Source organism: Halomonas sp. HK25, from assembly GCF_047795635.1.
In the GTDB taxonomy this organism is placed as follows: Bacteria; Pseudomonadota; Gammaproteobacteria; order Pseudomonadales; family Halomonadaceae; genus Halomonas.
This window is the reverse complement of the sequence record NZ_CP181044.1, coordinates 69,146-91,466: the sequence shown is the minus strand read 5'-3', so window position 1 is coordinate 91,466 and position 22,321 is coordinate 69,146. Positions and strand designations below refer to the sequence as shown.

Annotated in this window: 22 protein-coding genes and 1 pseudogene; 4 read left to right on the top strand and 19 right to left on the bottom strand. The window is 65.7% G+C overall.

What is annotated here, in order from left to right:
• Positions 1-24 precede the first annotated feature (24 nt).
• Positions 25-687, top strand: a complete 663-nt coding sequence (locus ACM26W_RS00405; RefSeq protein ID WP_416138907.1) for an HAD family hydrolase — start codon at positions 25-27, stop codon at positions 685-687.
• Positions 688-953: 266 nt separating this feature from the next.
• Here the strand turns inward: ACM26W_RS00405 and ACM26W_RS00400 are convergent, their stop codons facing one another.
• Positions 954-1,070, bottom strand: a complete 117-nt coding sequence (locus ACM26W_RS00400; RefSeq protein ID WP_416140936.1) for an IS3 family transposase — start codon at positions 1,068-1,070, stop codon at positions 954-956.
• Between the two features lie 321 nt (positions 1,071-1,391).
• Positions 1,392-1,532, bottom strand: coding sequence for a transposase (locus ACM26W_RS00395; RefSeq protein ID WP_416138905.1), 141 nt, complete (start codon positions 1,530-1,532; stop codon positions 1,392-1,394).
• A gap of 952 nt (positions 1,533-2,484) precedes the next feature.
• Between ACM26W_RS00395 and ACM26W_RS00390 the strand changes: the two genes are divergently transcribed.
• Positions 2,485-2,817: a hypothetical protein gene (locus tag ACM26W_RS00390; protein WP_416138904.1), complete on the top strand. Its 333-nt coding sequence runs from the start codon at positions 2,485-2,487 to the stop codon at positions 2,815-2,817.
• A gap of 445 nt (positions 2,818-3,262) precedes the next feature.
• Positions 3,263-3,559: a hypothetical protein gene (locus ACM26W_RS00385; protein WP_416140940.1), complete on the top strand. Its 297-nt coding sequence runs from the start codon at positions 3,263-3,265 to the stop codon at positions 3,557-3,559.
• On the opposite strand, the pseudogene ACM26W_RS00380 reads toward ACM26W_RS00385, so the two are convergent.
• Positions 3,492-4,289 (bottom strand): annotated as a pseudogene (locus ACM26W_RS00380) (IS66 family transposase); the annotation flags it as partial. The gene ACM26W_RS00385 and the pseudogene ACM26W_RS00380 sit on opposite strands and share 68 nt — an antisense overlap.
• 161 nt (positions 4,290-4,450) lie before the next feature.
• A complete protein-coding gene (gene tnpB / locus ACM26W_RS00375) occupies positions 4,451-4,717 on the bottom strand; it encodes an IS66 family insertion sequence element accessory protein TnpB (protein ID WP_416138903.1) in 267 nt (88 codons plus the stop codon).
• A gap of 677 nt (positions 4,718-5,394) precedes the next feature.
• Between tnpB and ACM26W_RS00370 the strand changes: the two genes are divergently transcribed.
• Entirely contained in the window at positions 5,395-6,621 is a 1,227-nt protein-coding gene (locus ACM26W_RS00370; protein ID WP_416138902.1) for an MFS transporter, read from the top strand.
• Between the two features lie 127 nt (positions 6,622-6,748).
• On the opposite strand, the gene ACM26W_RS00365 is transcribed toward ACM26W_RS00370, so the two are convergent.
• The 15 genes from ACM26W_RS00365 to ACM26W_RS00295 all read right to left on the bottom strand — a co-directional run bounded on the left by ACM26W_RS00365 (position 6,749) and on the right by ACM26W_RS00295 (position 22,287).
• Positions 6,749-7,957 carry a thiolase family protein gene (locus ACM26W_RS00365; RefSeq protein WP_416138901.1) on the bottom strand — a complete coding sequence of 403 codons (1,209 nt, stop codon included), beginning with the start codon at positions 7,955-7,957 and terminating at the stop codon, positions 6,749-6,751.
• On the bottom strand, positions 7,954-8,436 hold the full coding sequence (locus ACM26W_RS00360; RefSeq protein WP_416138900.1) for a MaoC family dehydratase: 483 nt from the start codon (positions 8,434-8,436) through the stop codon (positions 7,954-7,956). The genes ACM26W_RS00365 and ACM26W_RS00360 overlap by 4 nt, the downstream gene beginning before the upstream one ends.
• Before the next feature lie 9 nt (positions 8,437-8,445).
• Complete coding sequence (locus tag ACM26W_RS00355) at positions 8,446-9,231, bottom strand: SDR family oxidoreductase (protein WP_416138899.1); 786 nt, start codon at positions 9,229-9,231, stop codon at positions 8,446-8,448.
• A gap of 145 nt (positions 9,232-9,376) precedes the next feature.
• Complete coding sequence (locus ACM26W_RS00350; protein ID WP_416138898.1) at positions 9,377-10,966, bottom strand: amidase; 1,590 nt, start codon at positions 10,964-10,966, stop codon at positions 9,377-9,379.
• Position 10,967: 1 nt separating this feature from the next.
• Positions 10,968-11,846: an SDR family oxidoreductase gene (locus tag ACM26W_RS00345; protein WP_416138897.1), complete on the bottom strand. Its 879-nt coding sequence runs from the start codon at positions 11,844-11,846 to the stop codon at positions 10,968-10,970.
• Positions 11,847-11,855: 9 nt separating this feature from the next.
• Positions 11,856-13,007, bottom strand: a complete 1,152-nt coding sequence (locus ACM26W_RS00340; RefSeq protein ID WP_416138896.1) for an acetyl-CoA C-acetyltransferase — start codon at positions 13,005-13,007, stop codon at positions 11,856-11,858.
• Complete coding sequence (locus tag ACM26W_RS00335; protein ID WP_416138895.1) at positions 13,004-14,068, bottom strand: acyl-CoA dehydrogenase family protein; 1,065 nt, start codon at positions 14,066-14,068, stop codon at positions 13,004-13,006. The genes ACM26W_RS00340 and ACM26W_RS00335 overlap by 4 nt, the downstream gene beginning before the upstream one ends.
• An 8-nt stretch (positions 14,069-14,076) precedes the next feature.
• Entirely contained in the window at positions 14,077-15,243 is a 1,167-nt protein-coding gene (locus tag ACM26W_RS00330; RefSeq protein ID WP_416138894.1) for an acyl-CoA dehydrogenase family protein, read from the bottom strand.
• A 9-nt stretch (positions 15,244-15,252) separates the two neighbouring features.
• Positions 15,253-16,002 (bottom strand): enoyl-CoA hydratase family protein, encoded by a 750-nt coding sequence (locus ACM26W_RS00325; protein ID WP_416138893.1) that lies wholly within the window; start codon positions 16,000-16,002, stop codon positions 15,253-15,255.
• A 1-nt stretch (position 16,003) separates the two neighbouring features.
• A complete protein-coding gene (locus ACM26W_RS00320; protein WP_416138892.1) occupies positions 16,004-17,107 on the bottom strand; it encodes an NAD(P)H-dependent flavin oxidoreductase in 1,104 nt (367 codons plus the stop codon).
• Positions 17,104-18,009 (bottom strand): enoyl-CoA hydratase, encoded by a 906-nt coding sequence (locus tag ACM26W_RS00315; protein ID WP_416138891.1) that lies wholly within the window; start codon positions 18,007-18,009, stop codon positions 17,104-17,106. The genes ACM26W_RS00320 and ACM26W_RS00315 overlap by 4 nt, the downstream gene beginning before the upstream one ends.
• Positions 18,010-18,019: 10 nt before the next feature.
• Positions 18,020-18,817, bottom strand: a complete 798-nt coding sequence (locus tag ACM26W_RS00310) for a CoA-transferase subunit beta (RefSeq protein WP_416138890.1) — start codon at positions 18,815-18,817, stop codon at positions 18,020-18,022.
• Between the two features lie 11 nt (positions 18,818-18,828).
• Positions 18,829-19,704 carry a CoA transferase subunit A gene (locus ACM26W_RS00305; protein WP_416138889.1) on the bottom strand — a complete coding sequence of 292 codons (876 nt, stop codon included), beginning with the start codon at positions 19,702-19,704 and terminating at the stop codon, positions 18,829-18,831.
• On the bottom strand, positions 19,701-20,600 hold the full coding sequence (locus tag ACM26W_RS00300; RefSeq protein WP_416138888.1) for a VOC family protein: 900 nt from the start codon (positions 20,598-20,600) through the stop codon (positions 19,701-19,703). The genes ACM26W_RS00305 and ACM26W_RS00300 overlap by 4 nt, the downstream gene beginning before the upstream one ends.
• 61 nt (positions 20,601-20,661) lie before the next feature.
• Positions 20,662-22,287, bottom strand: coding sequence for a GMC family oxidoreductase (locus ACM26W_RS00295; protein WP_416138887.1), 1,626 nt, complete (start codon positions 22,285-22,287; stop codon positions 20,662-20,664).
• Positions 22,288-22,321: the final 34 nt, after the last annotated feature.

Genomic DNA, 22,321 nt, shown 5'->3' with positions numbered 1-22,321 from the left:
GGCGACGTTCTGGAGGAAAGGGGCTTGAGTGACGATATCACGACATCCGGCTATGCGCTGGTCTTCGATTTCGACGGCGTGGTGCTCGACTCGGCCACGCTCAAGCGTCAGGCCTTCGCCGACATCTATCGAGACGAGCCCGAGGAACAGCATCGTTCGGTAGTAGCCTATCTCAGCCGTCGAGGCGGCCAGCCGCGTGAGGTAAAGTTTCGCCACATCGAGGCGCAAATCCTCGGCCGAGAGGCCGGCGAGGGGCGTATCCGAGAGCTCTGCGACCGGTTCAAGGCCAGCGTTGAGAAACGACTGCTCAAGGCACCGGCGATTCCCGGCGCGCTGGAGTTTCTGGAACGCTGGCAGGGTCGGCTACCGCTATACCTGCTCTCGGCCACACCTGAGCACGAACTCCGAGCGATCGCCGAACGACGTGAACTGACTCCTTACTTCCTGGAGGTGGTTGGCTCGCCCCCGGACAAGGTCACCGGCCTGCGCAACCTGTTGGCACGACACCAACACGCCGCCCGCGATACCGTTATGATCGGCGACTCCTACAACGACTATCGTGCCGCCCGCTCCAATGGTACTCGCTTCATCGGCATCACCGCTGATCCGCCAAACTCTCCCTTCCCTAGCGATGTTGTGACTTCGATTGACCTTCGTGGCCTGGAGAGCGCCCTGAGACAGCTCTAAGAAAGTGAACCGTACCGGTTTTCTCGGAGACCCATTGGTTTGAGTCAGGCCGCCTTCTTGGCCTGACGCTGTTGCTCATAATACAGCGCTTCTCGCCCGGCCGGCGGCATGTTGCCGATCGGCTACAGGTACATGAACCCTCGGGCCAGCGGAATGTAGCTGATGTCAGTGGCCCACACCTGATTCGGCCGGTCGATCGTCAGGCCGCGTAGCCGGTAAGGGTAGATTCGGTGCCCCTTGCCCGGCAGGCTGGTCCATGGCCTTGGCTAGACGGCCTGAAGCCCCATCTGTCGCATCAAGCGGCGGACTCGCTTGCGGTTGACCCGGTGGTCGAGTCGGTTGAGATGGACGGTCATCCGGAGTGAACTGTAGACCGGCGTCAGCAGGTGCTGCTAATCGATCAGGCGCATCAGCACCAGATCCTCGGCCAGCCACTCGCGCTGCTAGCAGTACAGCGACGAGCGGCTGATGCCCAGTAACTGACATTGCCGTCTCAGGCTCGGGGTGGCGGAGGATGGCGGAGGATGACGGCTCGATCATAGCCAGGCGTCGCGCCCGGCTCAACGCTCGAGCCTGCGTGATAAAAAATCGCGCTCCACCGTCAGCTTGCCGATCTCGCGGTAGAGGGTATCAATCTCATCCTGGCTCTTCTGGGCAGCCTCGCCGCTGCTGCCCTCGAAGAGTCCGGCGGCGTTGTCCAGCAGCTAGCGCTTCCACTGACTCACCATAGACGGGTGCACCCCGAAGCGAGCCGCCAGTACCGAGGTGGTCTCGTCGCCCTTCAGCGCGGCGAAGGCCACCTTTGCCTTGAACTCGCTGCTGTACTGCCGACGTTTTTTGCTCATGATCAGGGTCTCCTGGTCGTCCTGATCAGAGCTTAGCGTCTGGTCCGAATTTCGGGGACCACTTCACTCCAGGGTAGCGAACTCAACGGCTTCCAGAAGGCGCACTTCGCATGCCGCTGGTTGATGCCTGGCTGGCCAGGCGAACGCATCGGTGCCCGCCCCGTCTGTTCAGCGCTCCAGTCGCGTGATCGTCCCATGCAACACCTCCAATATCGAGATGTTGCGACGACCGATTGAATCCGCCATATCGTTTGGAAGTGTTCATGGCTCCGCCCTCTCAAAGTTTGGAGCCTCCGAGAATCCCAGCACGGTTCAGTTGCCTACATTGTAGGTTGTCCTAGCGCACTACCGTGCCCTGCTGCAGAGCACTGATGTCCAGCCCACCAGCCATTCCAACCATACCAGCAGCTAAATGCAACATAACTTTGGTTATGATGCGCTTAGCCCCCTAAACAAGCTTCTAATGGACCATCAAACCCTAAATTCAGGGAAATAAGATCAGCACTGTCTGTACCCAGGCCTCTTGAGCACTTTGCCAGAAACCCCCGCACAGGTGTCTGAGGCAAGCATCTTTCACGCGATGCTCAATGTGAATGTGCTGAGCCATATCAGTGACTCGCTGCGAATAGAGTGCAATCAAGTGCGAGAAAGCGCGAGAAAGTGCGTCAAGATGTTGCTATATGTGACAAAAGACAAGGCTTGGCTATGTGGCTTGTCGCCAACATTTTTTACTAAGCGAGGGCCTGCGATCCACTAACCCTAGTCTGTATCAGGGGCTAGTAGCAGCTGCGCTTAGAGCTAAGTCTGCTGAGCGAGTAGCGAATGAGGGCTACACCCCTTATGGGAGGTGAACCAAGAAAATTCACGACCCCAATAACAACACCCTAATGACAGGGAAAATGAGGGAATATATAATCGATCTCTCACCAAAACCAACACTCGGATATCTCTTATGTTTTTCGTCATCGAAAGAGAGCACGTCGGCCCTAGTCAGCATCAGGAAACGCATACCGGCTTTCACGCCTTCGAGGTCTCATCTCAGCCAGTTCGCTATGCCTCCAGTGGGGAGGTCTGTCTTGACGATTACTGCGGCGAGGAGAATGGCATCGCAATTTATGCGCATGGAGAACACCCCACTGCTGAGGCAGCAGAGTCGTGGATCGAGATATACATGACTGGTCTTAATCTCGACTTCCGGGAGGATGAGGAGTTGGGCGACGGCGTGGTCACACGTTTCTGCGTGGGCCGTTACAGGCCGATCAGCGCGGAAGGGACCCGAAACTAGCTGTACGGCATAGACATGAGCGACATTGAGGCTGACACCACCAATGAGAGAATCACGGAGATCGTCACGACTATCCAGGAAGGCGCCCGAGTAGATGGGGAGGAATTCTGCGGGCCTACCCTCGAAAGGGCCTTCAGGGAGCACCGAAAAATGCTGCGCGACGAGTCGGGCACATGAATTCAAGCAATAAGTGCAACTCATGCTCTGTATCCCGCGCCATTGTGGAATTTGTTGATGCGCTTAGCCTCCACGGCGCTCTATGCGGCGCGCTGGACAGAGATGATACACACCGAATAGGCGCGTAACTTTCTCCATCAGCATCCCAAACTAGCAGAGGCGATTTCTCGAACCGCCAAGCTAATGAATCTGTCGGTGCCGGACGCCCAACTCACCGGGCTAAAATGCTGATACCAGCGCTTGAGCTACCCGACCCTGGGACCGTCATGTGCTGGCCGCTGCCATTCGCGCTGGAGCACAGCAGATCGTCAGCTTCAATCTGAAGGATTTCCCTGCCGACACCCAAGGCAGCTTCGGCGCCGAGGTCATCAATCCTGACACCTTCCTGGAACAGCAGTTCGAGCCGAACGAAGGGCTGGCACTCAGCACCGCCCATCGCCACAGGGCCAGCCTGGCAAAGCGCCCCGGATTCAGCGAGGGACAACCTGAGTATTACAGTGCGTCTTCTTGCCCGGGGCCAGCATCGGCACCGGGGTCTCGTCGGCATGCAGCACCGGCTCGCTGAGCAGCAGGTCACGCAGGGCATCGATCAGCGGTTGGAGTCACACGCCGCAGATGCCGACCCATTCGGCCAGGGTGGAGCGCGGAATCGCCACGCCGGCGCGGGCGCGGGCGAAGATCTGTGCCTGACGATAGAGTGGCAGTTGATCAGCATACTTGGCGATCAGCACCTGGGCCAACAGGCCGGCGGTGGGGATTCCCTTGTCGATGATCTGGGCAGGCATCGTGGCCTGGGTCAGCGTCTCGAACTGGTCGCAGACCCACTTGCCACGAATATGGCGCTCGACGTGAAACACGCCCGGCGTGTAGTCGAGCTTCTCGCTGATCTGCTCGCCGATCCGCCGCAGCTGGCAGCCACAGGCGCAGTGCTCGCTGTCCGGGTCATGGCGGATCTCGATGCGCAGCAGATCCTTGGGTAGCGGGGCACGCTTGGGGGCGTTCTTCGCCGCCGGTGCGGGAGACGTCAGCGTCAGGTCTTCCAGCTCGGCCTCGATGGCGGCGATGTCGGCATCCACCACCTCCTCCAGCAGGCTGATCTGAAGGACGTTGAGCTGCTCGCTGCGCTTGCCGAAGGCGTGGCGTTTGAGCAACGCCAGTTCATAGGTCAGCTTCTGGTTGACCTGTTCGCTGTGCCGGAGCGCCTTATCCTTTTCTTCCACCTGCGACATCAGCGTTGCCGCCAGGTGGCGGAGCTGATCGGGGGTGAGCTGGGACAGATCGGGCGGCATGGTCATCCGCCGAGTATGCTAGCCCGGCGCTGACAGCGGGATTGGCGCATCCGCGAATATCGAGGTGGGAGATGCTATGCCATTCCCAGCCTGAGGCATCAGACCACCGAGATCACCCCGCCGGCGCCGAGCCGCTGCCAGGGCAAGCCCTGAACTAACGCCGTCACCTACTCGGGGCAGAGCGCTACGCGATCACCGTGCCAATTGCCTGCCCAGTGGAACTTGCCCTGGTTCAGGCACCGGGCGCACAGCCAGACACCCAGCCCATCGTGAATCAGCACCTTCATACGGTTGCCGCGACGGTTGGCGAACAAGTAAGCGCAGTGCGGACGAGCCGCTCCGAACACCTTCACTACGCGAGCCGGTGCGGTATCCGGGCCGGCCCGCATATCCAGCGGCTCGGTGGCCAGCCAGATCTCGTCGATGCGGATCATCCCAGCAGCCCCTTCAGCCAGTGGGCACACTGGACGGCCTCACTCACCGGCCAACGCACGGTAATGGTGCCCCTCGACGAGGGCAGCTAGATGCTGATGTTACTGACGGCGGCGGGCGGCGTTGGCAGATTGGCCGCTGCTGGCGGCACCGGCAGGGGCACGAAGTCCGGCGCGGCCGGTAGTTGGCTCTGGCGCTTGGCCTTGCGGATTTAGGTCTGGACGAGGTTGGTATTCAGCCCGTGTTGCAAGGCGATCTGGGCAATCGACGCGTCGCCCTACAGGCAGGCCGCGACGATCTTGGCCTTGAACGACGGGGTGTAGCGACGGCGGCGGATCTCATGCTAGTTGCTTGGGGATGTCATGAATAGGTGCCCATCTATTGATAAGTGGGCACCTAATGTCGCTGGCCAGAGGGTTCCGCGGAAGGCGTGTTCACCGGCCCGTTACCGCCAGCCTACCTGAAGAGGCAATTATGTAGATCATTGGAGGGCTTCGAGAGGGCGAATAGTCCTTGCAGACGATGCGGTGTCGCATACCTTTGGCGAGTCTGGAGCCAAATTCGGGATCGAAGCAAAACGCTTTGGCTGCGCTTGCATCGCCGAGCATATTAGGGCCCTGCTCCCGATCCAGCCCCTTCTTGGATCAAAGCCAGGCATATAACAAAAGGCTATATTTGAATGAAGAAACACAGCCCGTGGCTACAAGTTTTCGTCGCTTTCTGGATACAGGCACTCGGCATTGGCTCTCTGCTCTATGCCTATGGGGTCGTGACTCTCCCGCTGGCCGAAGCCTTTCAGCCCAGCCGCACCCTGCTGATGCTCGGCGTTGCCGTCATGACGCTGTCAGCCGGCCTGCTATCGCCCTGGCTCGGGCGCACCATGGACCGCGGTTCTCTGAAGTGGCTGATGGCCACGGGAGTCATTGCCATCGCCCTCGGGTATACACTGCTCTCCTTCAGCGGCGCCATGTGGCAGGTTCCCCTCATCTATGCCCTGCTGATGTCCATCGGCTATGCCATCCTGGGACCGCTGGCGGCCTCGACCCTGCTGTCTCGCTGGTTTTCCAGTCGCCGCGGCCTGGCGCTGGGCATCGCTGGCGCCGGCACCTCCTTCGGCGGTTTCTGCTTTCCCCCGCTGATTCAATGGCTCATCGAGCTTCACGAGTGGCGACTGGCCCTGCGCCTGTTGGCTGGCGTAGTGCTCCTCAGCGGCCTGCCGGTCGTGCTGCTGCTGACACGGGACCGTCCCGAGACGCCTCCCGCGCCGAGGGCTTCGGCCACCGAAGCGAAGGTCACGCGCCGCTACGACTCCTATGGCTCCGTGCTCGGCGACCGAAATTTCTGGATGATCGCCCTGAGCGTCGGCATCCTCTTTGCGGTGTTCACGGCAACGGTCAGCAACCTGGCCGCCTTCGCCACCGACCAGGGCGCCAGCGCCAGCCAAGCCGCCCAGCTGATGTCGCTGGTCGCCATCATGGCGATTCCAGGAACGCTGCTCTTCGGTGCTCTGGCGGATCGCCTGGACCTGCGGGTCGCGCTGGGGCTGCTGATGGGTCTAGTGGTGCTGGGCATGCTCAGCTTCCTGGGGCACCCCAGCCCCAGAATGCTGCAGATCGGCAGCATCATGGTAGGCATCGGTGGTGGCGGCATGATCCCGGTATGGGGCGCCCTGCTGGCGCGCACCTTTGGGCTGCTCGACTACGGGCGCGTCATGGGCATGATGAATCCGCTGCTGATGCTGTTCAGCCTGGTCTCGCCGGTGCTGGCCGGCCTGCTGCGAGACGTGAGCGGCAGCTATCATATTGCCTTCCTGACCTTCGCCGTTCCCCTCGGGGCCGCCATCCTGCTGCTCCCCTGGATCCGCTTCCAGCGCCCCGGCTATACCCCCGCCCCGGCCGCCATATAGCGTCTGCGCCAGGCGCGCACGCAGCGCCCTGCCATCACAGCAGGCGCTGCGATCAGAACAGTCAGCGCCGTCATGACAAGGCCCGCCATTGGCGGGCCTTGTCGTCGTGGTAATGGCTGTTGCTACCTCAATCGATCTCGAACAGACCCGCCGCTCCCATGCCTCCACCGATGCACATGGCAACTACGGCGAAACGCTCACCGCGCCGCCGCGCCTCGAGCAGGGCATGGCCCACCATGCGGGCCCCACTCATGCCGAAGGGATGGCCGATGGCGATGGCGCCACCGTTCACGTTTAGCCGCTCATCGGGGATGCCGAGGCGGTCGCGGCAGTAGACCACCTGGCTGGCGAAGGCCTCGTTGATCTCCCACAGGCCGATGTCGCTGACCGTCAGGCCGAAGCGATCGAGCAGCGCCGGAATGGCTTGCACCGGGCCGATCCCCATCTCTTCGGGCGCGCAGCCGGTCACCACCGAGCCCCGATAGGTGCCCAGCGGCGCAAGGCCTCGGCGCTCCGCCTCGGCGCGACTCATCAGCAGCGAAGCCGAGGCACCATCGGAGAGCTGTGAGGCGTTACCGGCAGTCACGCACCTGCCCTGTTCGACCCAGCTGCCCCCCTTCCAGACGGGCTCCAGGGCGGCCAGACTCTCGGCGGTAGTATCGGGCCGGTTGCAGTCGTCGCGATCGGCGGTCACGCGCCGATGGCCTGCCGGCTGGCGCTCCTTGTCGAAGAGCAGCTGGTCGGCCTCGAGCGGCACGATCTCCGCATCGAAGCGACCTTCACGCTGCGCGGTGGCGGTACGCTGCTGGCTCAGCAGCGCATAGGCATCCTGGGCCTCCCGGGAGATGCCATAGCGCTCGGCGACCACTTCGGCAGTCTCTATCATCGGGATATAAGCCGCCGGCACCACCGCCTTGACCGCCTCGGACTGGGCGCGATAGCTGTTCTTGTGCTTGGTCTGGGTCAGCGAGATCGACTCCACGCCCCCGGCCACCGCCACCGAGAGCTCGCCGGCCATGATGCCCTTGGCCACCGTAGCGATGCTCATCAGCCCGGAGGCACACATGCGGTCCAGGGCCATGCCCGGCACGCTCTCCGGCAGGCCAGCGGTGTAGGCGCAGAGGCGCCCGATGTTGTAGGCCTGGGTGCCCTGCTGAACGGCGGCGCCCATGACCACGTCCTGGACGGCCTCGGCCTCAACGCCGGCGCGTTCCAACACGGCGCGCACCACATGTCCACCCAGCACCGGCGCCTCGGTGTCGTTGAAGGCGCCGCGAAACGCCTTGGTCAGCGGCGTACGGGCGGTAGAGATGATTACGGCATCTTGGGGGGTCATGACGGCTCCTCGGGGGTCGGATTGGCAAAGGTGTAGCGGCTGATGGTGTCCACCACGCAGCCGGGGCGGTCACTGCCCTCGATCTCGATGGTGATGCGCACCGTGGACTGCACGGCCTCACCCTTGGGCTCCACCCGCAGGATCTCGCCGCGCCCGCGGATGCGGGAACCAACCGGGACCGGCGCCGGAAAGCGCACCCGGTCGCAGCCCACATTGACGCCCATGGCCAGGTTATCGATGGCAATCAGGTGGGGCAGGAAACGGTTGGCCAGGGAGAGGGTCAGGTAGCCGTGGGCAATGCAGCGCCCGAAGGGACCTTCGGCGGCTCGCTCCGGGTCCACGTGGATCCACTGGTGGTCATCGGTGGCGTCGGCGAAGCGGTCGATACGCGGCTGGTCGATGGTCATCCAGTCGGTCACGCCAAGCTCGAGGCCCTCGGCGGCCAGCAGCGCCTCGGGGGTCGTGAAGGTCATGCTCATGGGGCCTCCTCAGGCTCGCTGGGAACTCACCGATACCACCTCGCCAGCCATGTAGGAGGCGTAGTCGCTGGCCAGGAAGATCATCACGTTGGCCACCTCCCACACCTCGGCGGCGCGCCCGAAGGCCTCGCGGGACGCGAGCGACTCGAGCAGGTCGGAGCTGGCGCTCTTCTTGAGGTGCTCGTGCAGGGCGATAGAGGGCGAAACGGCGTTGATGCGCACCCCGTGCTCAGCCGCCTCCAGGGCGCTGCAGCGGGTCAGGGCCATGACTCCCGCCTTGGCGGCGGCGTAGTGGGCCTGCTCCTTCTGGGCGCGCCAGCCGAGCACCGAGGCGTTGTTGACGATCACTCCGCGCCCGCGGGCCTGCATGGGCGGCAGCATCGCACGGGTCATACGGAAGGTGCCGGTTAGGGTCACGTCGAGAACCGACTGCCACTCCTCGTCGCTCATATCCACCAGGCGGCGCTGGCCGCCGAGTCCAGCGTTGTTGATCAGCACGTCGACGCCCTCCAGGCTCTCCTCGGCCGCGGCCACCAGCGCCTGCACCTCGGCCTCCACGGTGACGTTGCAGAGCTGGCCGTAGATGCGCTCGAGGCCTGTCTCGGCCTTGAGCCGCTCCACGGCCTCCTCGAGGCGTCGAGGATGGATATCGGAGATCATCAGCGCGCGGCACCCCTCCTCGATGCAGCGGCGCGCGGCGGCAAAGCCGATGCCGGCGCCGGCGGCGGCGGTAATGAGCACGGACTTCCCGGACAGCAGCTGATGGCCGGGCACATAGGCGGGTACTTGGGTCACGTTGGCTACCTCGGTCGGATTCACCCCTCCCCTTATAGGGGGCGGCCCGGGAGGCGGCATCGTCAAAACGGACGTCTCACCCCAAGCGCAAGGCCCCCGCCGGGATGACCGGTCGGGGGCCTGTGGTGATACGCAAGACGGCTGGTCAGGCGTTCTCGACCAGCTCCGGCCAGCGCTGGCGCCATGGAGCCGCCTCTTCCAGCCTTGCGGCCAGGCCGATCAGCCTCGCCTCCTCGGCATAGCGACCGACAAACTGAGTACCGATCGGCTGACCGTTCTCGCGCCAGTAAAGCGGCACCGACATGGCAGGGTGACCGCTCATATTGAAGATCGACGTGAAAGCCGACGCCTGCATCGCTGCGGCGACATAGTCGTCATAGGGCTGGTCCAGGGAGAGCGCCCCGAGGGGCGGCGCCGGGGCGGCGGTCACCGGCGACAGGATCATGTCATACTCTCCCAGAAGCAGATCCACCTGGCGGCCGGCCTCGTCGAAGGCGGCCCGCGCCTCGAAGACCTGAACAGCGCTGAAGTCACCCGCGTGCTGCAGAGTGCGCCAGTTGATCGGTTCGAATTCCGCCTCACGGGCCTGTCGCCCCAGCGCCTTCTCACGCTGCCGCACGCTGTACAGCAGGCCGGTACCGGTGGCCACTCCCATGCCGGAGAAGATGCGTTCGATGGGTAGCGCAAGCGTCGCCGGCTCGACCCGATGCCCCAGTGCTTCACACAGCTCGGCCGCCCGTCGGGCGGCGGCCTGGCAGTCCGGGTGAACCGGCTGGCCGAAAGGGTTCTGCTCCAGGAAGGCGATGCGCAGCCTGCGCGGCTCGCGCTCGAGCGCTGCCAGCGGGTCGTCCGTAGGCGGCACGCTGCGGCTGCCCGGCTCGGCCCCCTGGGTCAGCGCCAGCAGCCAGGCGCTGTCGCGCACGGTGCGGCTGATGACGTGATGCGACGCCAGCCCCATCCACCCCTCCAGGTGCTCGGGCCCCATGGGCACCCGGCCGCGGCTGGGTTTGAGACCGAACAAGCCGCAGGCGGAGGCGGGAATGCGGATCGAGCCACCGCCATCGCTGGCATGCGCTACCGGCAGAATGCCTGCGGCCACCGCTGCCGAGGCGCCCCCCGAGGAGCCGCCGCTACTCAACGACAAATCCCAGGGGTTTCGAGTATCGCCATAGAGCCGTGACTCGGTGGTCGCGGTCTGGCCGAACTCCGGCGTTGTCGTCTTGGCGAAGATATTGAGCCCGGCGGCCCGGTAGCGCGCTACCAGGGTGGAGTCTCGCTCGGCGGGCTCGGCATCCCGGAAGAAGGCGCAGCCGCTGGTGGTCCGGGTCCCCTCGAGGGCGACACCGAGATCCTTCAGGGCAAAGGGCACGCCGGCAAGCGGGGCCTGCTCGGCCAGGCGCTCTCGCTCGGCCTGCCCGAGACCCGACAGCCGCTGCGCCTCCTCCCTCGCCATCTCGTGATGCGTCAGGGCGAAGGCGTTGATGGCCCGGCGCGCCTCGGCCCGGGCCAGCGACGCCTCCAGCGCCTCGCTTGCGGTGATATCGCCCACGCGAATGCGCCGGGCGATCTCCAGCGCATCCCACTGCTCATATTCCGGTAGCGGCAAGCGCGGGCTCGCGTTGGCGGCGCCGGCCAGGCTCACCCCGCCGCCCAGGGCCAGCAGCCCCAGGCCGGCACCGGCCTTGAGTAGCTCACGGCGCCGCGGGTCGAAGCGGCTTCCGGTCTCGTCGCTCATCTCAGCTTCCCCATACCTTCTGCACTGGCTCGGCACTGGCCATCAGTCGACGGATCGTCTCTCCCGCCTCCTCGGGCGTCAGCCGCCGGCCTCGATCCTCCTCGGGGCCGGTGCGCCAGCCATCGCATACCGACAGGCGACCGCCCTGGCTCTCGAAGACCTGGCCGGTCACGCCCTCGGACGCGCAGCTGCCCAGCCACACCACCAGAGGCGCCACGTTCTCCGGGGCCCAGGCGTCGAAGCCTCCGTCATCGGGCGCCTTGACCACCTCGGGCATGGCGCTCTCGGTCATGGCGGTGCGGGCCGCCGGCGCCAGGGAGTTGGCGGTCACCCCGTAGCGCGCCAGCTCGGCGGCCTGAACCAGGGTCAGCGCCGCCACGCCCCCTTTGGCCGCCGAGTAGTTGGCCTGGCCGATGGAGCCCTGCAAACCTGCGCCGGAGCTGGTGTTAATGATGCGCGCCTCGACCTTCTGACCCGCCTTGGCCTGCTCCCGCCAGCGCCGCGCCAGCACGTTGGCCAGGCAGAAATGCCCCTTGAGGTGCACCTGCATGACTAAATCCCAGTCGGCCTCGTCGAGGCCCACGAACATCTTGTCGCGCAGCACCCCAGCGTTGTTGACCAGCACCTGGACGTCGCCGAAGGCCTCCACCGCGGCGGCGACGATGCGCTCGGCCCCGGCCAGGCTGGTGATATCGTCGACCGCGGCGATCGCCGCACCGCCCTGCTCGCGGATCTCGTCGGCCACCGCCTCGGCCGCCTCTCGCTGGATGTCGTTGACGCAGACCCGAGCGCCCTCGGCGGCGAAGGCCAGGGCATAGGCCCGCCCCAGGCCGCCGCCGGCGCCGGTGATGATGACGCTACGCTGATCGCAGATTCCCATGCTCTCTCCTCAGAGTCGTTCGATGATGGTCACGTTGGCCTGACCGCCGCCCTCGCACATGGTCTGCAGGCCGAAGCGGCCGCCGCTGCGCTCAAGCTCGTGAAGCAGGCTGGTCATCAGCCGCGCCCCAGTAGCCCCCAGGGGGTGGCCGAGGGCGATGGCACCGCCGTTGACGTTGGTGCGTTCCGGGTCGTAGCCAGTCTCGGCCAGCCAGGCCATGACCACCGAGGCGAAGGCCTCGTTGATCTCCACCCGGTCGATCTCGGCCAGGGAAAGCCCGCTTTTCTTGAGCGCCGCCTGGGTGGCGGGAATCGGCGCCCGCAGGTGCCAGATGGGGTCGTCGCCCAGCACGCTCAGGTGGTGGATGCGGGCCCGGGGCGTCAGGCCGTAGCGCTTCAGGGCCCGCTTGGAGACCACCAGCAGGGCGGCCGCCGCATCAGCGGTCTGGCTGGAGACCGCCGCAGTGATCGACGGGTAGGTCGGATCAACGGGCTCCAGCTCGGCCATCTTCTCAAGGGTGGTCTCGCGAGGCGTCTCGTCGTGCTCGACGCCGGCGACGGGCACGATCTCGGCCTCGAAATGCCCCGCCGCCCTGGCAGCCAGGGCGCGGCGATGGCTCTCCAGAGCAAAGGCCTCCATCTGGGCCCGGGAGAAGCCCCAGTGATCGGCGATGCGCTGGGCGGCATAGAACTGGTTGACCGGAGCATCGCCGAAGCGCGCCTGCCAGCCGCGGCTGCCCGAGAAGGGGTCCGGAAAGCCCAGCGGCTGGCCGGCCAGCATGGCCGACGAGATGGGGATCTGCGTCATGGTCTGCACGCCCCCCACCGCCACCACATCCTGGGTGCCGCTCATCACCGCCTGGGCCGCGAAGTGCAGCGCCTGCTGGGAGGAGCCGCACTGGCGGTCCACGGTGGTGCCCGGCACGTTCAGCGGCAGCCCCGCTGCCAGCCAGCTGGTGCGGGCGATATCTCCCGCCTGGGAGCCGATGGTGTCCACGCAGCCGAAGATGACGTCGTCATAGTCGGCGGCGGGCACGCCGTTGCGGGCTACCAGTGCCGCCAGCGCCGCCGCGCCCAGATCAATGGCGTGCACCTCGGCCAACCCTCCCTTGCGCCGCCCGGTGGGCGTGCGCAGGGCATCTACGATATAAGCCTCGCTCATGGGGCCTCCCTGAAGGTGTGACCGGGGCCCAGCGCAGCGCCCTCGGCGAGAATGGCGTCGGCGATGCGCGCCTTGTGAAAGCCGCGATCGCCCCAGGCGGCATCCAGGGCCCAGGCGCGCTTCATGAACATCTGCAGGTCGACTTCCCAGGTGTAGCCCATGGCGCCATGCACCTGTATGCCGTTGCGGGCCGCCAGCCAGGCCGCCTCACCGCAGGCCAGCTTGGCCTGGGAGACATGCAGCGAGGCATCGGGATCCCGGGTTTCCAGGGAGTGAGCGGCGCGGTAGAGCAGCGGCTTGGCGAACTCGATCTTGCCGGCCACATCGGCCAGCTGATGCTTGACCGCCTGGAAGGCGCCCAGCGGCTTGCCGAACTGGCGGCGCTGAGCCACATAGTCCACCGAGAGGTCGAGCATCCGCTGGGCCAGACCCAGCAGCTGGCCCGCCACCGACTGGGCGCCACGATCCACGGTCTGGGCCCACAGCGCCTGGCCCACCTCGCGGGACACCACCCGGGTCGCCGAAGTCGGCTCCCACATGACCCTCATCAGCCGCCGGGAGGCATCGATACTGGGGTTGGCTTCCACGTCTACCAGGGCCCGGGGTACCAGGTGAACCTCATCCTCGTGGGCCATCAGCAGCAGGTCCGCCAGATGCGCATCGGCCACCAGCGGGTTGACCGGGTCGCCGATGGCGATACGCAGACCGCCCTCGGCGATGCCTTCGAGCCAACCCTGGCGGTCTCGCACCTCCTCGGGCAGCGCGCAGAGCAGACCACAGGCGACGTAGGCGGTATCAGCTAGGGAGTCCGGAATGCCGTAGTAGCCAAGCTCCTGGGTCATCAGCGACCAGGCAACGTCACCCATGCCCATGCCGCCCGCCGATTCGGGGACGGAGAGCGCCGTGAGTCCCTGCTCGGCCATCTTGCTGCGCAGGTCAGGTGAGCGACCGGCATCGGTCTCCCATATCTCACGGAGCACCTCGGGGGCCGCCTCCACCATGAGGAAGCGGCTGATCGCTTCCCGGAAGGCCAACTGGTCGTCGGTAAAGGTAAAATCCATGGCAGACCTCAGGACTTGGGCAGGCCGAGCATGCGCTCGGCGATGATGTTGCGCTGAATCTCGTTGGCCCCGGCATAGAGGGTGCCCGCCTGGGCGAACAGGAAGCCCTCCAGCCAGCGTGACTCCTCACCGATCTCGGGCGCCTGGGCCAGCAGTTCGCCGCGGGGGCCCAGCAGCCGCATGGCGGTCTCGTGCAGCTTGAGGTCGAGCTCCGACCAGACGATCTTGTTGATGCTCGCCTCCGCGCCGATCTTCTCGCCCCGGGCCAGGCGCCCCACGGTGTGATAGGCGGAGAGCGCATAGGCTTCGGCACCGGACCAGGCTTCACAGACCGCATCGCGCAGGGCGGGGTCGCGTCGAGCCTGTTCGGGATGGCGGCGGTAGAGCTCGACCAGGCGGCGGGCCGCCTGCTGATAGCGGGCCGGTGAGCGCAGCAGCAGGCCGCGCTCGAAGCCGGCGGTGGCCATGGCCACCTGCCAACCGGCGCCCTCCTCACCGATCCGGTTCTCCACCGGCACCCGCACATTGTCGAAGAAGATCTCGGCGAAGGCTTCCTTGCCGTTGAGGGCGCGAATCGGGCGGATCGTCACCCCTTCGGCATCCAAAGGCACCAGCAGATAGCTCAGGCCGCGATGTCGGCTCGATTCGGGGTCGCTGCGGAACAGGCCGAAGACCCAGTCGGCGAAGCTGGCGCGGGTCGACCAGGTTTTCTGGCCGTTGATCACATAGTGGTCGCCGTCGCGGATCGCCTTGCTGGCGATAGCGGCCATGTCGGAGCCGGCGTTGGGCTCCGACCAGCCCTGGGCCCACATCTCTTCGCTGGAGGCCATGAGGGGCAAGAAGCGACGTTTCTGGGCCTCGGTGCCGAACTCCATCAGGGTGGGGCCCAGCAGCAGCTGGCCGTTCTGATTGATGCGCTGCGGCGCCTCGGCGGCGAAGTACTCCTCCTCGAAGATCAGCCAGTCGATCAGGTCGCAACCGCGCCCGCCAAGGTGCTCCGGCCACATGACCATGGAGAGGCGATTGTCGAAGAGGCGCCGCTCCCACTCGCGATGCTGCTCGAACCCTTCACGGGTGTCGTAGCTCGCCAGCGGTTCACTCGGTACGTTCTCGGCCAGCCAGGCCCGCACCTCGCGCCGGAAGGCCTGTTGTTCGGGGGTATAGCTCAGCTCCATGACGGCTCCTCAGAAGGTGGCCTCGCGCTTCTCGACGAAGGCGCGGCGGGTCTCGGCAGAATCGGGCGAGGTGTAGGCCTGCAGGGTGAAGCCCTGCTCCCAGCGATACTTGTCCTCCAGGTTGCCGTCCTCGATGCCGTTGAGCGCCTCCTTGGCGATACGGATCATCGCCGGGCTCTTGGCAGCGATGGCGGCGGCAATCTCGCGGGCGGTAGCGGCGAGCTCGGATCGCTCCACCAGGCGCTCGATGAAGCCGTAGCGGCTCGCTTCCTCGGCAGAGATCGCCTCGCCGGTGAAGAAGAGGTAGCGCACCTTCTGAACCGGAAAGAGGCGCTGCAGGTGGGCCCCGCCGCCCATGGCACCGCGGTCTACTTCAGGCAGCGCAAAGCTGGCGCAGCGCGACGCCACCACGATGTCGGCGGCACCGGTCATGCCGATACCGCCGCCAAGCACATAGCCATGCACCGCCACGATGACCGGCACCGGCGAGCGGTGGATGGCCCGAAAGGTGGCGTAGTTGCCGGCGTTGACCGCCACAATGCGCTCCGGATGGCGGTCCAGCTCCTTGATGTCGACGCCGGCGCAGAAGCCTCGCCCCTCGGCGCGCAGCACGATGACGCGCACCTCTGGGTCGGCACCAAGCCGGTCGATCTCGGCGGCCAGGGCATGCCACTCCGAGCTGTCGAGGGCATTGACCGGCGGCCGGTCGATGACCACCTCGGCGATATGGGCCTCGAGCCGTGTCTGAAAGGCACTCATCTCAGTTCACCTCCGCGGTAGTCGAACCCTCTGCCGTCTCCTGGCGCGCCAGAGAGAGGCGGGCGAGACAGCGTTCGGCGTCGTTGACGATAGTTTCGATCAGCTCCTCGACGCTGATTAGGCTATTGATGGAAGCGGCCACCTGGCCGCTGGGCAGTATGCCCGCCTCGGCCCGGCCCTCAACCATTGAGTGCTGCAGCAGCACCGGCTGGTTGGCGGCCATCACCGTCTGCGCCAGGGCCGCGGGATCCTCGCGTAAGGCGCGGCGCAGTATGCCCAGCGCCTGGCGGTGGGTCATGCCGGTCTCCCGCTGCCAGCGCCGGGCGCTGCGCAGGGCGATCAGCAGGCGGCGCAGGGGACCGGCCTCTTCCAGCTGACGGATAAAGGCGTTGTCGATCATCCGATGGCGCATGCCGTCCACGGCAAGCGACACTTTGATATGCGCCGGATCCTCCACCGCCAGATAGCGCTCCAGGGTGCTGGCGGGGGTCGGGGAGTTGCTGGTCATCAGGAAACGCGTGCCCATAGCGATGCCCGCCGCCCCGGCGGCCAGAGCAGCGGCCAGGCCACGCCCGGTGGAGAAGCCGCCGGCAGCGATGACCGGCACCTTCACGCTGTCGAGCACCTGGGGCAGCAGAATGGTGGAGGGCACGCTGCCGGTGTGGCCGCCGCCCTCGCTACCCTGAATGGTGATCATGTCGGCGCCCATGGCCTCTGCCTTGACGGCATGCTTGAGAGCCCCCACGGTGGGAATGCACAGCACACCGGCCTCCTTGAGGCGGGCGACCGTGGCCGCGTCGGGACCGCGGCCGTAGCTCACCGCGGCGAGGCGGTGACGGATGGCCAACTCCACGCAGTCGGCGGCGTTGGACTGGAACATGTGGAAGTTGAGGCCGAAGCGGTGGCTGCCGGTCAGCTCGATCACCTTGAGGATCTCAGCCTCCAGGGACTCGGGGGCGATGGTGGCCCCGGCCAGGAAGCCGAAGCCGCCGGCACGGGTGGTGGCCGCTACCAGGCCGGCGTCCGAGACCCAGCCCATGGCGGTCTGGACGATCGGATAGCGGCAGCCCAGCCGCTCGGTCAGGGGGGTGGCGGGCAGGCTCATGAGCCCTCCCCGGCCGCCGCCTTGTTTTCCCTCGCCATGCCCTTGGCGTCATATCCCCCCAGCAGATCGCCGGAGACCTGCTCGTTGTGCACGTGAGCAAAGTGGTGCCAGGCGAAAGCCGCCTCCATGCCGCTGCGTTTGCCCTGCAGATCCTCGATGTGGTTGATCACCTGCTTGGTCAACGCCAGCCCCATGCGCGGCTGGGCGGCAATGCGCGTGGCGATGTCGGTCACGGTGGCGTCCAGCGCATCGCGGCTCACCACCCGATTGACCATCCCCATCTGCCAGGCCCGCTCGGCGCCGACCCGCTCCCCCAGGAAGAGGAACTCCTTGGCCAGGCGCGGGGCCATCTCGTAGGGGTGGGCGAAGTACTCCACCCCGGGAATGCCCATGCGAACCACCGGGTCCTGGAAGAAGGCGTCATCGCTGGCGATGATCAAGTCGCAGATCCAGGCCAGCATCAGGCCGCCGGCCACGCAGGCGCCGTGTACCTTGGCGATGACCGGCTTGGGGATCTCCCGCCAGCGCCGGCACATGTTGAGATAAACCTCCTGCTCGCGAACATAGAGGTACTCGCCGCCGGGCTTGTCGGTGTGATCCCACCACAGGTGGCGACGCTCGAAGGAGCGGTTGATATCACGCCCCGGCGTGCCGATGTCGTGACCCGCCGAGAAGTGGCGACCGGCACCGCACAGCACGATGACCTTGACCTCGGGGTCGTCCACCGCGCGCCGGAAGGCCGCGTCCAGGGCATAGGTCATCTGCGAGTTCTGGGCGTTGTTGAACTCTGGACGGTTGAGGGTCAGGGTCGCCACTCCCCCCTCGACGCCATAGCGTACCGGCTCGTCGGTCTCGTAGCAGGACTCGTCGGCGCGCTCAACGCGGATATCGTCATGGGACATGGTGACCTCCTCAGGCTGTCTGGCGGCGTCCGGGCGGATTGCCCTTGAGGGCCTTGGCACGCAGGTTGTGGGGATCAAGGCGCTCAATCAGCGCCAGCTGCTCGGCGCTCGGGGCGGGCGTCTCACCAAGGTTCGGGACCTTCTCCAGCGGGAAGCCTGTGTTGTCCTGGACCTCGTCGAAGGTCACGCCGGGATGCAGGGAGCGCACGCGAATGGCGTGGTCCGGGCCCTCGAAGTCCAGAACGCACAGGTCGCTGACGATATGGCGGATCTCCAGCAGGTCGCGGCGCATCCCCTCGGCGTAGCGGGTCGGGTGGTAGCCGGCCCCGGAGACCATATCGACCTCGCCCTCGACGAAGACCCGCCGGGTGTGGGCGGGCACGAAGAAGGAGTTGATATGGTTGATGCTGTTGCCGGGCAGGCCGCGCACTCCCAGCATGGCCACCTTGGGTCGCGAATAGTCGCCGATGCAGGAGAGGTTGGTCTGGCCGAAGCGGTCGATCTGAGTCGGCCCGATCATGGCGTGGCGGCGCCCTCCGGCCACACACTCGAACATGCGCTCGAAGGGCAGGTAACCGGCATAGCTCGGCTCTTCGCTCCTGGGTCCCAGTGGAATCGGCGTCTCCACCAACAGCGACTCGCTGTCGGTCATGAGCAGCTCCGGCGTATGGGTCAGCTTGGCCAGGCTGGCGCCCAGGCGAGGAATCACCCCGAGCCCGGAGGCGATCAGTTCGCCGTCGCCCCGCCAGGCCTCCGCGGCCGCCACGATCATCAGCTCGGCCAGGGTAAAATCGGTACTCTTGCTCATCGCCTCTCTCCTTAAAATATCGGTCGCGGCAGGCGACGGATCGTACCGCTGCCGCCGTTGGCGTCCTGATAGGCGGCTTCGCCCGGGGCGATGAAGGCATCGTGATAGGCCTGCCAGCCTCCCTCATCGCTGGCGCTGGCGACATAGCGCTTCAGGTGCTCCAGATCCCAGCCATACTCCGGGTCGCAGCTGGTGGGATGCGCCCCAAGAGGCGCTTCCACCACGCCGCTGACCAGATAGCGCTCGAAGGTGTTGTCCCGGGCCTGCTCCGGCGTCAGCTCGAGACGCTCCTCAATGCGCTCGGCGGAGACGAAGCAGCGGTCGGCAGCGCGTGCAAGGAGATGGTCGAAATAGGGGTCGCGCCCCTGGATCAGGGCGTTGCCCAGGCGGTCCGCGACATTGACGTGCACGAAGGCGGCGTCGAGGTTGAGCGCCGGCATGGCCACCAGGGTCTCACCGTCGTCATAGGGAGAGCGGACCAGCTTGAGTTCGGGGTTGTGAGTCAACACGTCGGTGCCGATGCCGCAGCGGGTGGGCAGAAAAGGCAGGCGCATTCCGGCAGCACGCAGCCCCCACTGGAACATCCCCTCGTCAAGCTCCATCAGCTCCAGCTCGCCAGCCTGGCGCGCCTTGCGGTACCAGGGCTCCAGGGGGATGGCGTCCAAGGTGGCAAAGCCGTAGATCAGCTTCTTCACCTTGCCGGCCGCGCACAGCATGCCGACCTCGGGCCCGCCATAGGCCACCACGGTGAGATCCCTGACATCGCTGCGCAGGATCTCGCGTACCAGGGCCATGGGCTTGCGCCGGGGGCCCCAGCCGCCGAAGCCGATGGTCATGCCGTCCTCGAGCTGGCCAACTGCCTCGGCCGCCGTCATCTGCTTGTTCATTGCTCACCCCCCTGCTGACCCACTGAGAAGTCGTGTCCCCAGATGCTGACCCGGGTGAACTCGAAGACGCTGTGCTCGGCCCAGTCCACCTCCAGCCCGCCATGGCCGAATTCCAGATCGAAACCCGATGGCGTCTTCATGTAAAAGGAAGTCATGCGGTCGTTGAGGTGCTCGCCCAAGGTCGCGGAGAGGGCGACTCCATGCTCGCGACGACGATCGTCGGCACGCCCCACCTCGGTCATGTCATCCACCTCCACCATGACGTGAACGCAGCCGCTCTCCACGGGGAAGGCAGCCAGCGCCAGGCTGTGGTGGCGACGATTGCGGCAGTGCATGAAGTGGATGCGCACCGGCGGAGCCGAGGGGTCGGGGCGAAAGTTGAAGATGTCGGAGTGCTCGAAGCCCAGCACATCCCGGACGAAGGTCAGGGTCTCGTCGAAGTTGGGCGCCGGCAATACCGTATGCCCCAGGCCCATGTCGCCGGTCACGAAGCGCGGCACGCCCTGTGGTGAGATGAAGGGCAGCAGGCCGGAGCGATGCCCCCAGACCAGCTCGTGACGGTTGCCGGAGGGATCACGGCAGATCGCCACGGCCTGGAAGCCACGCTGGTCACAGAGGGCCTCGTCGCCGAGCTCATAGGGCACACCTTTCGCCTCGAGCTCGGCCAGCGCCGCCTGGAACTCGCCCTCGTTGGCCAGCTCCCACCCGGAGGCGACATAGCGCTTGTCGCGACCGGGCACCACCAGCATGCGGTGGGGACGCTCGTCCATCTTCAGATAGAGCCCCTCCCCGGGGGCCTGCTGAACCATCATGCCCAGGACATTCTCGGCGTACTCACGCCATTCGGTCAGGTTATCGCTCTGGGCCACGATGTAGGCCAGGCTGCGGATTTCCATCTTGCGGACTCCTTACTTGTCCAGTGTATGGACCCAGTATCCGCAAGCCGTCAGCCCACCATCATCGTCCGTTGAGACTACCGATGAATCCCTCGCCTGCTACGCTGATCAGATCCGCGACCTTCTCGCCGATCATCACCGAAGCCGCATGGGTGTTTCCGGAAACCAGGGTCGGCATGATGGAGGCATCCGCCACACGCAGCCCCTCGACCCCATGCACCCGAAGCGTAGGATCGACGACCGCATCAGGCCCGCTCCCCATGCGACAGCTTCCGGCCGGATGGTGCACCGATTCCAGGTTTGCACGTATCCCATCCAGCAGTGCCGCATCATTTAGACACCCGGAAAGCGGGGGCAGCTCGGCATCGAGCATGTCAGCCAGGGGAGACTGAGCGAAGATGTCTCGCAGTCGACGTACGGCAGCAAGCTGAAAGCGCCGGTCTTCTTCCCGCGCCAGGTAGTTGAGCCGAATGGCTGGCGCCTCCTCGCATCGGGCGCTGCGAATGTGCACGCTGCCATAGCTGCCTGGGCGCAGCTGGCAGATGCTGGCACAGATGCCGGGCACAGGCGTCAGGCGCCCGGTCGCATCGGCACGGGCGGCCGCCGCCGCGAAGTGAATCTGAGCATCCGGACGGACTGCCTCCGGGTTCACTCGCAGGAAGGCCCCGGCCTGTGCGGCAGGATTGGCAAAGATGCCGCCCCGGCGCACCAGGTAGTCGAGCAGTGTCAACGGCAGTCGCCGACCGCGCACGTGGTCGTAGTAGGTCTCTCCTTGTCGAGTGGTGAAGTAGAGATAGCTGTTGGCGTGATCCTGAAGATGTTCCCCCACGCCGGGTAGATCGGCCTGGACAGGAATGCCCAGTTCATGAAGCCTGGCTCCCTGGCCAACGCCCGAGAGCTCCAGCAGCTTGGGCGAATTGAAAGCACCGGCGCTGAGCACGACCTCACCGGCACTCAGATGCTGAAGCTCGCGTTTGCCCCGCTGCCACCCCACTACCCCGACCACCCGGCGCCCATCAAACGTCAGCCGACTGACATGAAACCCGGTCACCACCTTGAGGCCGGCTGACCGTTGTCGTCTCCCCAGGAAGGCACGCGCGCTGCTCTGACGCTGGCCGCGCTCAATGGTTGCCTCGAAGTAGCCAGCGCCCTCCTGAACGGCGCCGTTGAAGTCATCGTTACGGGGAATGCCAGCCTGCTCGGCAGCAGCAATGAAGGCATCGCATACTTGCAGCTTCCGTGTTACCGGGGTGACCGAGAGTCGCCCCGCACAACCGTGAAAGTCACTCTCTCCACGCCAATGGCGTTCCGAGCGACGAAACAGCGGTAGCACTTCGTCAAATGACCAGCCCGGATTCCCCGCCTGGGCCCAGCCATCGTAATCCTCGCGCTGACCGCGGATATAGACCATTCCATTGATACTGCTGCAGCCGCCGAGCAGCTTGCCGCGGGGCAGAGCGACACGCAGGCCATCGAGGTGGGTTTCCGGCTCGCTGCGGTAGCCCCAGTTACCCGGGCCTTCGCCAAGCAACGAGGCAAAGCCGATGGGCACGCGAACGGCAAGCTTCCGATCATGGCCGCCAGCTTCCAGCAGCAGGACACGCAAACCGCGTTGGGCCAGCCGATAGGCCGCCGCGCAGCCGGCTGAACCGGCACCCACCACGATGACATCATGGTGTTTCGACATGTTCGACACTCCAGACCGACCCGCGCAGGGCTGC

Coding starts and splice junctions, on each gene's coding strand:
- tnpB (WP_416138903.1), bottom strand. CDS start 4,717: ATGATCCGCATCGACGAGATCTGGCTGGCCACCGAGCCGCTGGATATG.
- ACM26W_RS00345 (WP_416138897.1), bottom strand. CDS start 11,846: ATGGGAATCTGCGATCAGCGTAGCGTCATCATCACCGGCGCCGGCGGC.
- ACM26W_RS00325 (WP_416138893.1), bottom strand. CDS start 16,002: ATGAGTGCCTTTCAGACACGGCTCGAGGCCCATATCGCCGAGGTGGTC.
- ACM26W_RS00395 (WP_416138905.1), bottom strand. CDS start 1,532: ATGAGCAAAAAACGTCGGCAGTACAGCAGCGAGTTCAAGGCAAAGGTG.
- ACM26W_RS00350 (WP_416138898.1), bottom strand. CDS start 10,966: ATGAGCGACGAGACCGGAAGCCGCTTCGACCCGCGGCGCCGTGAGCTA.
- ACM26W_RS00335 (WP_416138895.1), bottom strand. CDS start 14,068: ATGGATTTTACCTTTACCGACGACCAGTTGGCCTTCCGGGAAGCGATC.
- ACM26W_RS00360 (WP_416138900.1), bottom strand. CDS start 8,436: ATGAGCATGACCTTCACGACCCCCGAGGCGCTGCTGGCCGCCGAGGGC.
- ACM26W_RS00315 (WP_416138891.1), bottom strand. CDS start 18,009: ATGTCCCATGACGATATCCGCGTTGAGCGCGCCGACGAGTCCTGCTAC.
- ACM26W_RS00330 (WP_416138894.1), bottom strand. CDS start 15,243: ATGGAGCTGAGCTATACCCCCGAACAACAGGCCTTCCGGCGCGAGGTG.
- ACM26W_RS00370 (WP_416138902.1), top strand. CDS start 5,395: ATGAAGAAACACAGCCCGTGGCTACAAGTTTTCGTCGCTTTCTGGATA.
- ACM26W_RS00305 (WP_416138889.1), bottom strand. CDS start 19,704: ATGAACAAGCAGATGACGGCGGCCGAGGCAGTTGGCCAGCTCGAGGAC.
- ACM26W_RS00390 (WP_416138904.1), top strand. CDS start 2,485: ATGTTTTTCGTCATCGAAAGAGAGCACGTCGGCCCTAGTCAGCATCAG.
- ACM26W_RS00340 (WP_416138896.1), bottom strand. CDS start 13,007: ATGAGCGAGGCTTATATCGTAGATGCCCTGCGCACGCCCACCGGGCGG.
- ACM26W_RS00310 (WP_416138890.1), bottom strand. CDS start 18,817: ATGAGCAAGAGTACCGATTTTACCCTGGCCGAGCTGATGATCGTGGCG.
- ACM26W_RS00300 (WP_416138888.1), bottom strand. CDS start 20,600: ATGGAAATCCGCAGCCTGGCCTACATCGTGGCCCAGAGCGATAACCTG.
- ACM26W_RS00320 (WP_416138892.1), bottom strand. CDS start 17,107: ATGAGCCTGCCCGCCACCCCCCTGACCGAGCGGCTGGGCTGCCGCTAT.
- ACM26W_RS00295 (WP_416138887.1), bottom strand. CDS start 22,287: ATGTCGAAACACCATGATGTCATCGTGGTGGGTGCCGGTTCAGCCGGC.
- ACM26W_RS00365 (WP_416138901.1), bottom strand. CDS start 7,957: ATGACCCCCCAAGATGCCGTAATCATCTCTACCGCCCGTACGCCGCTG.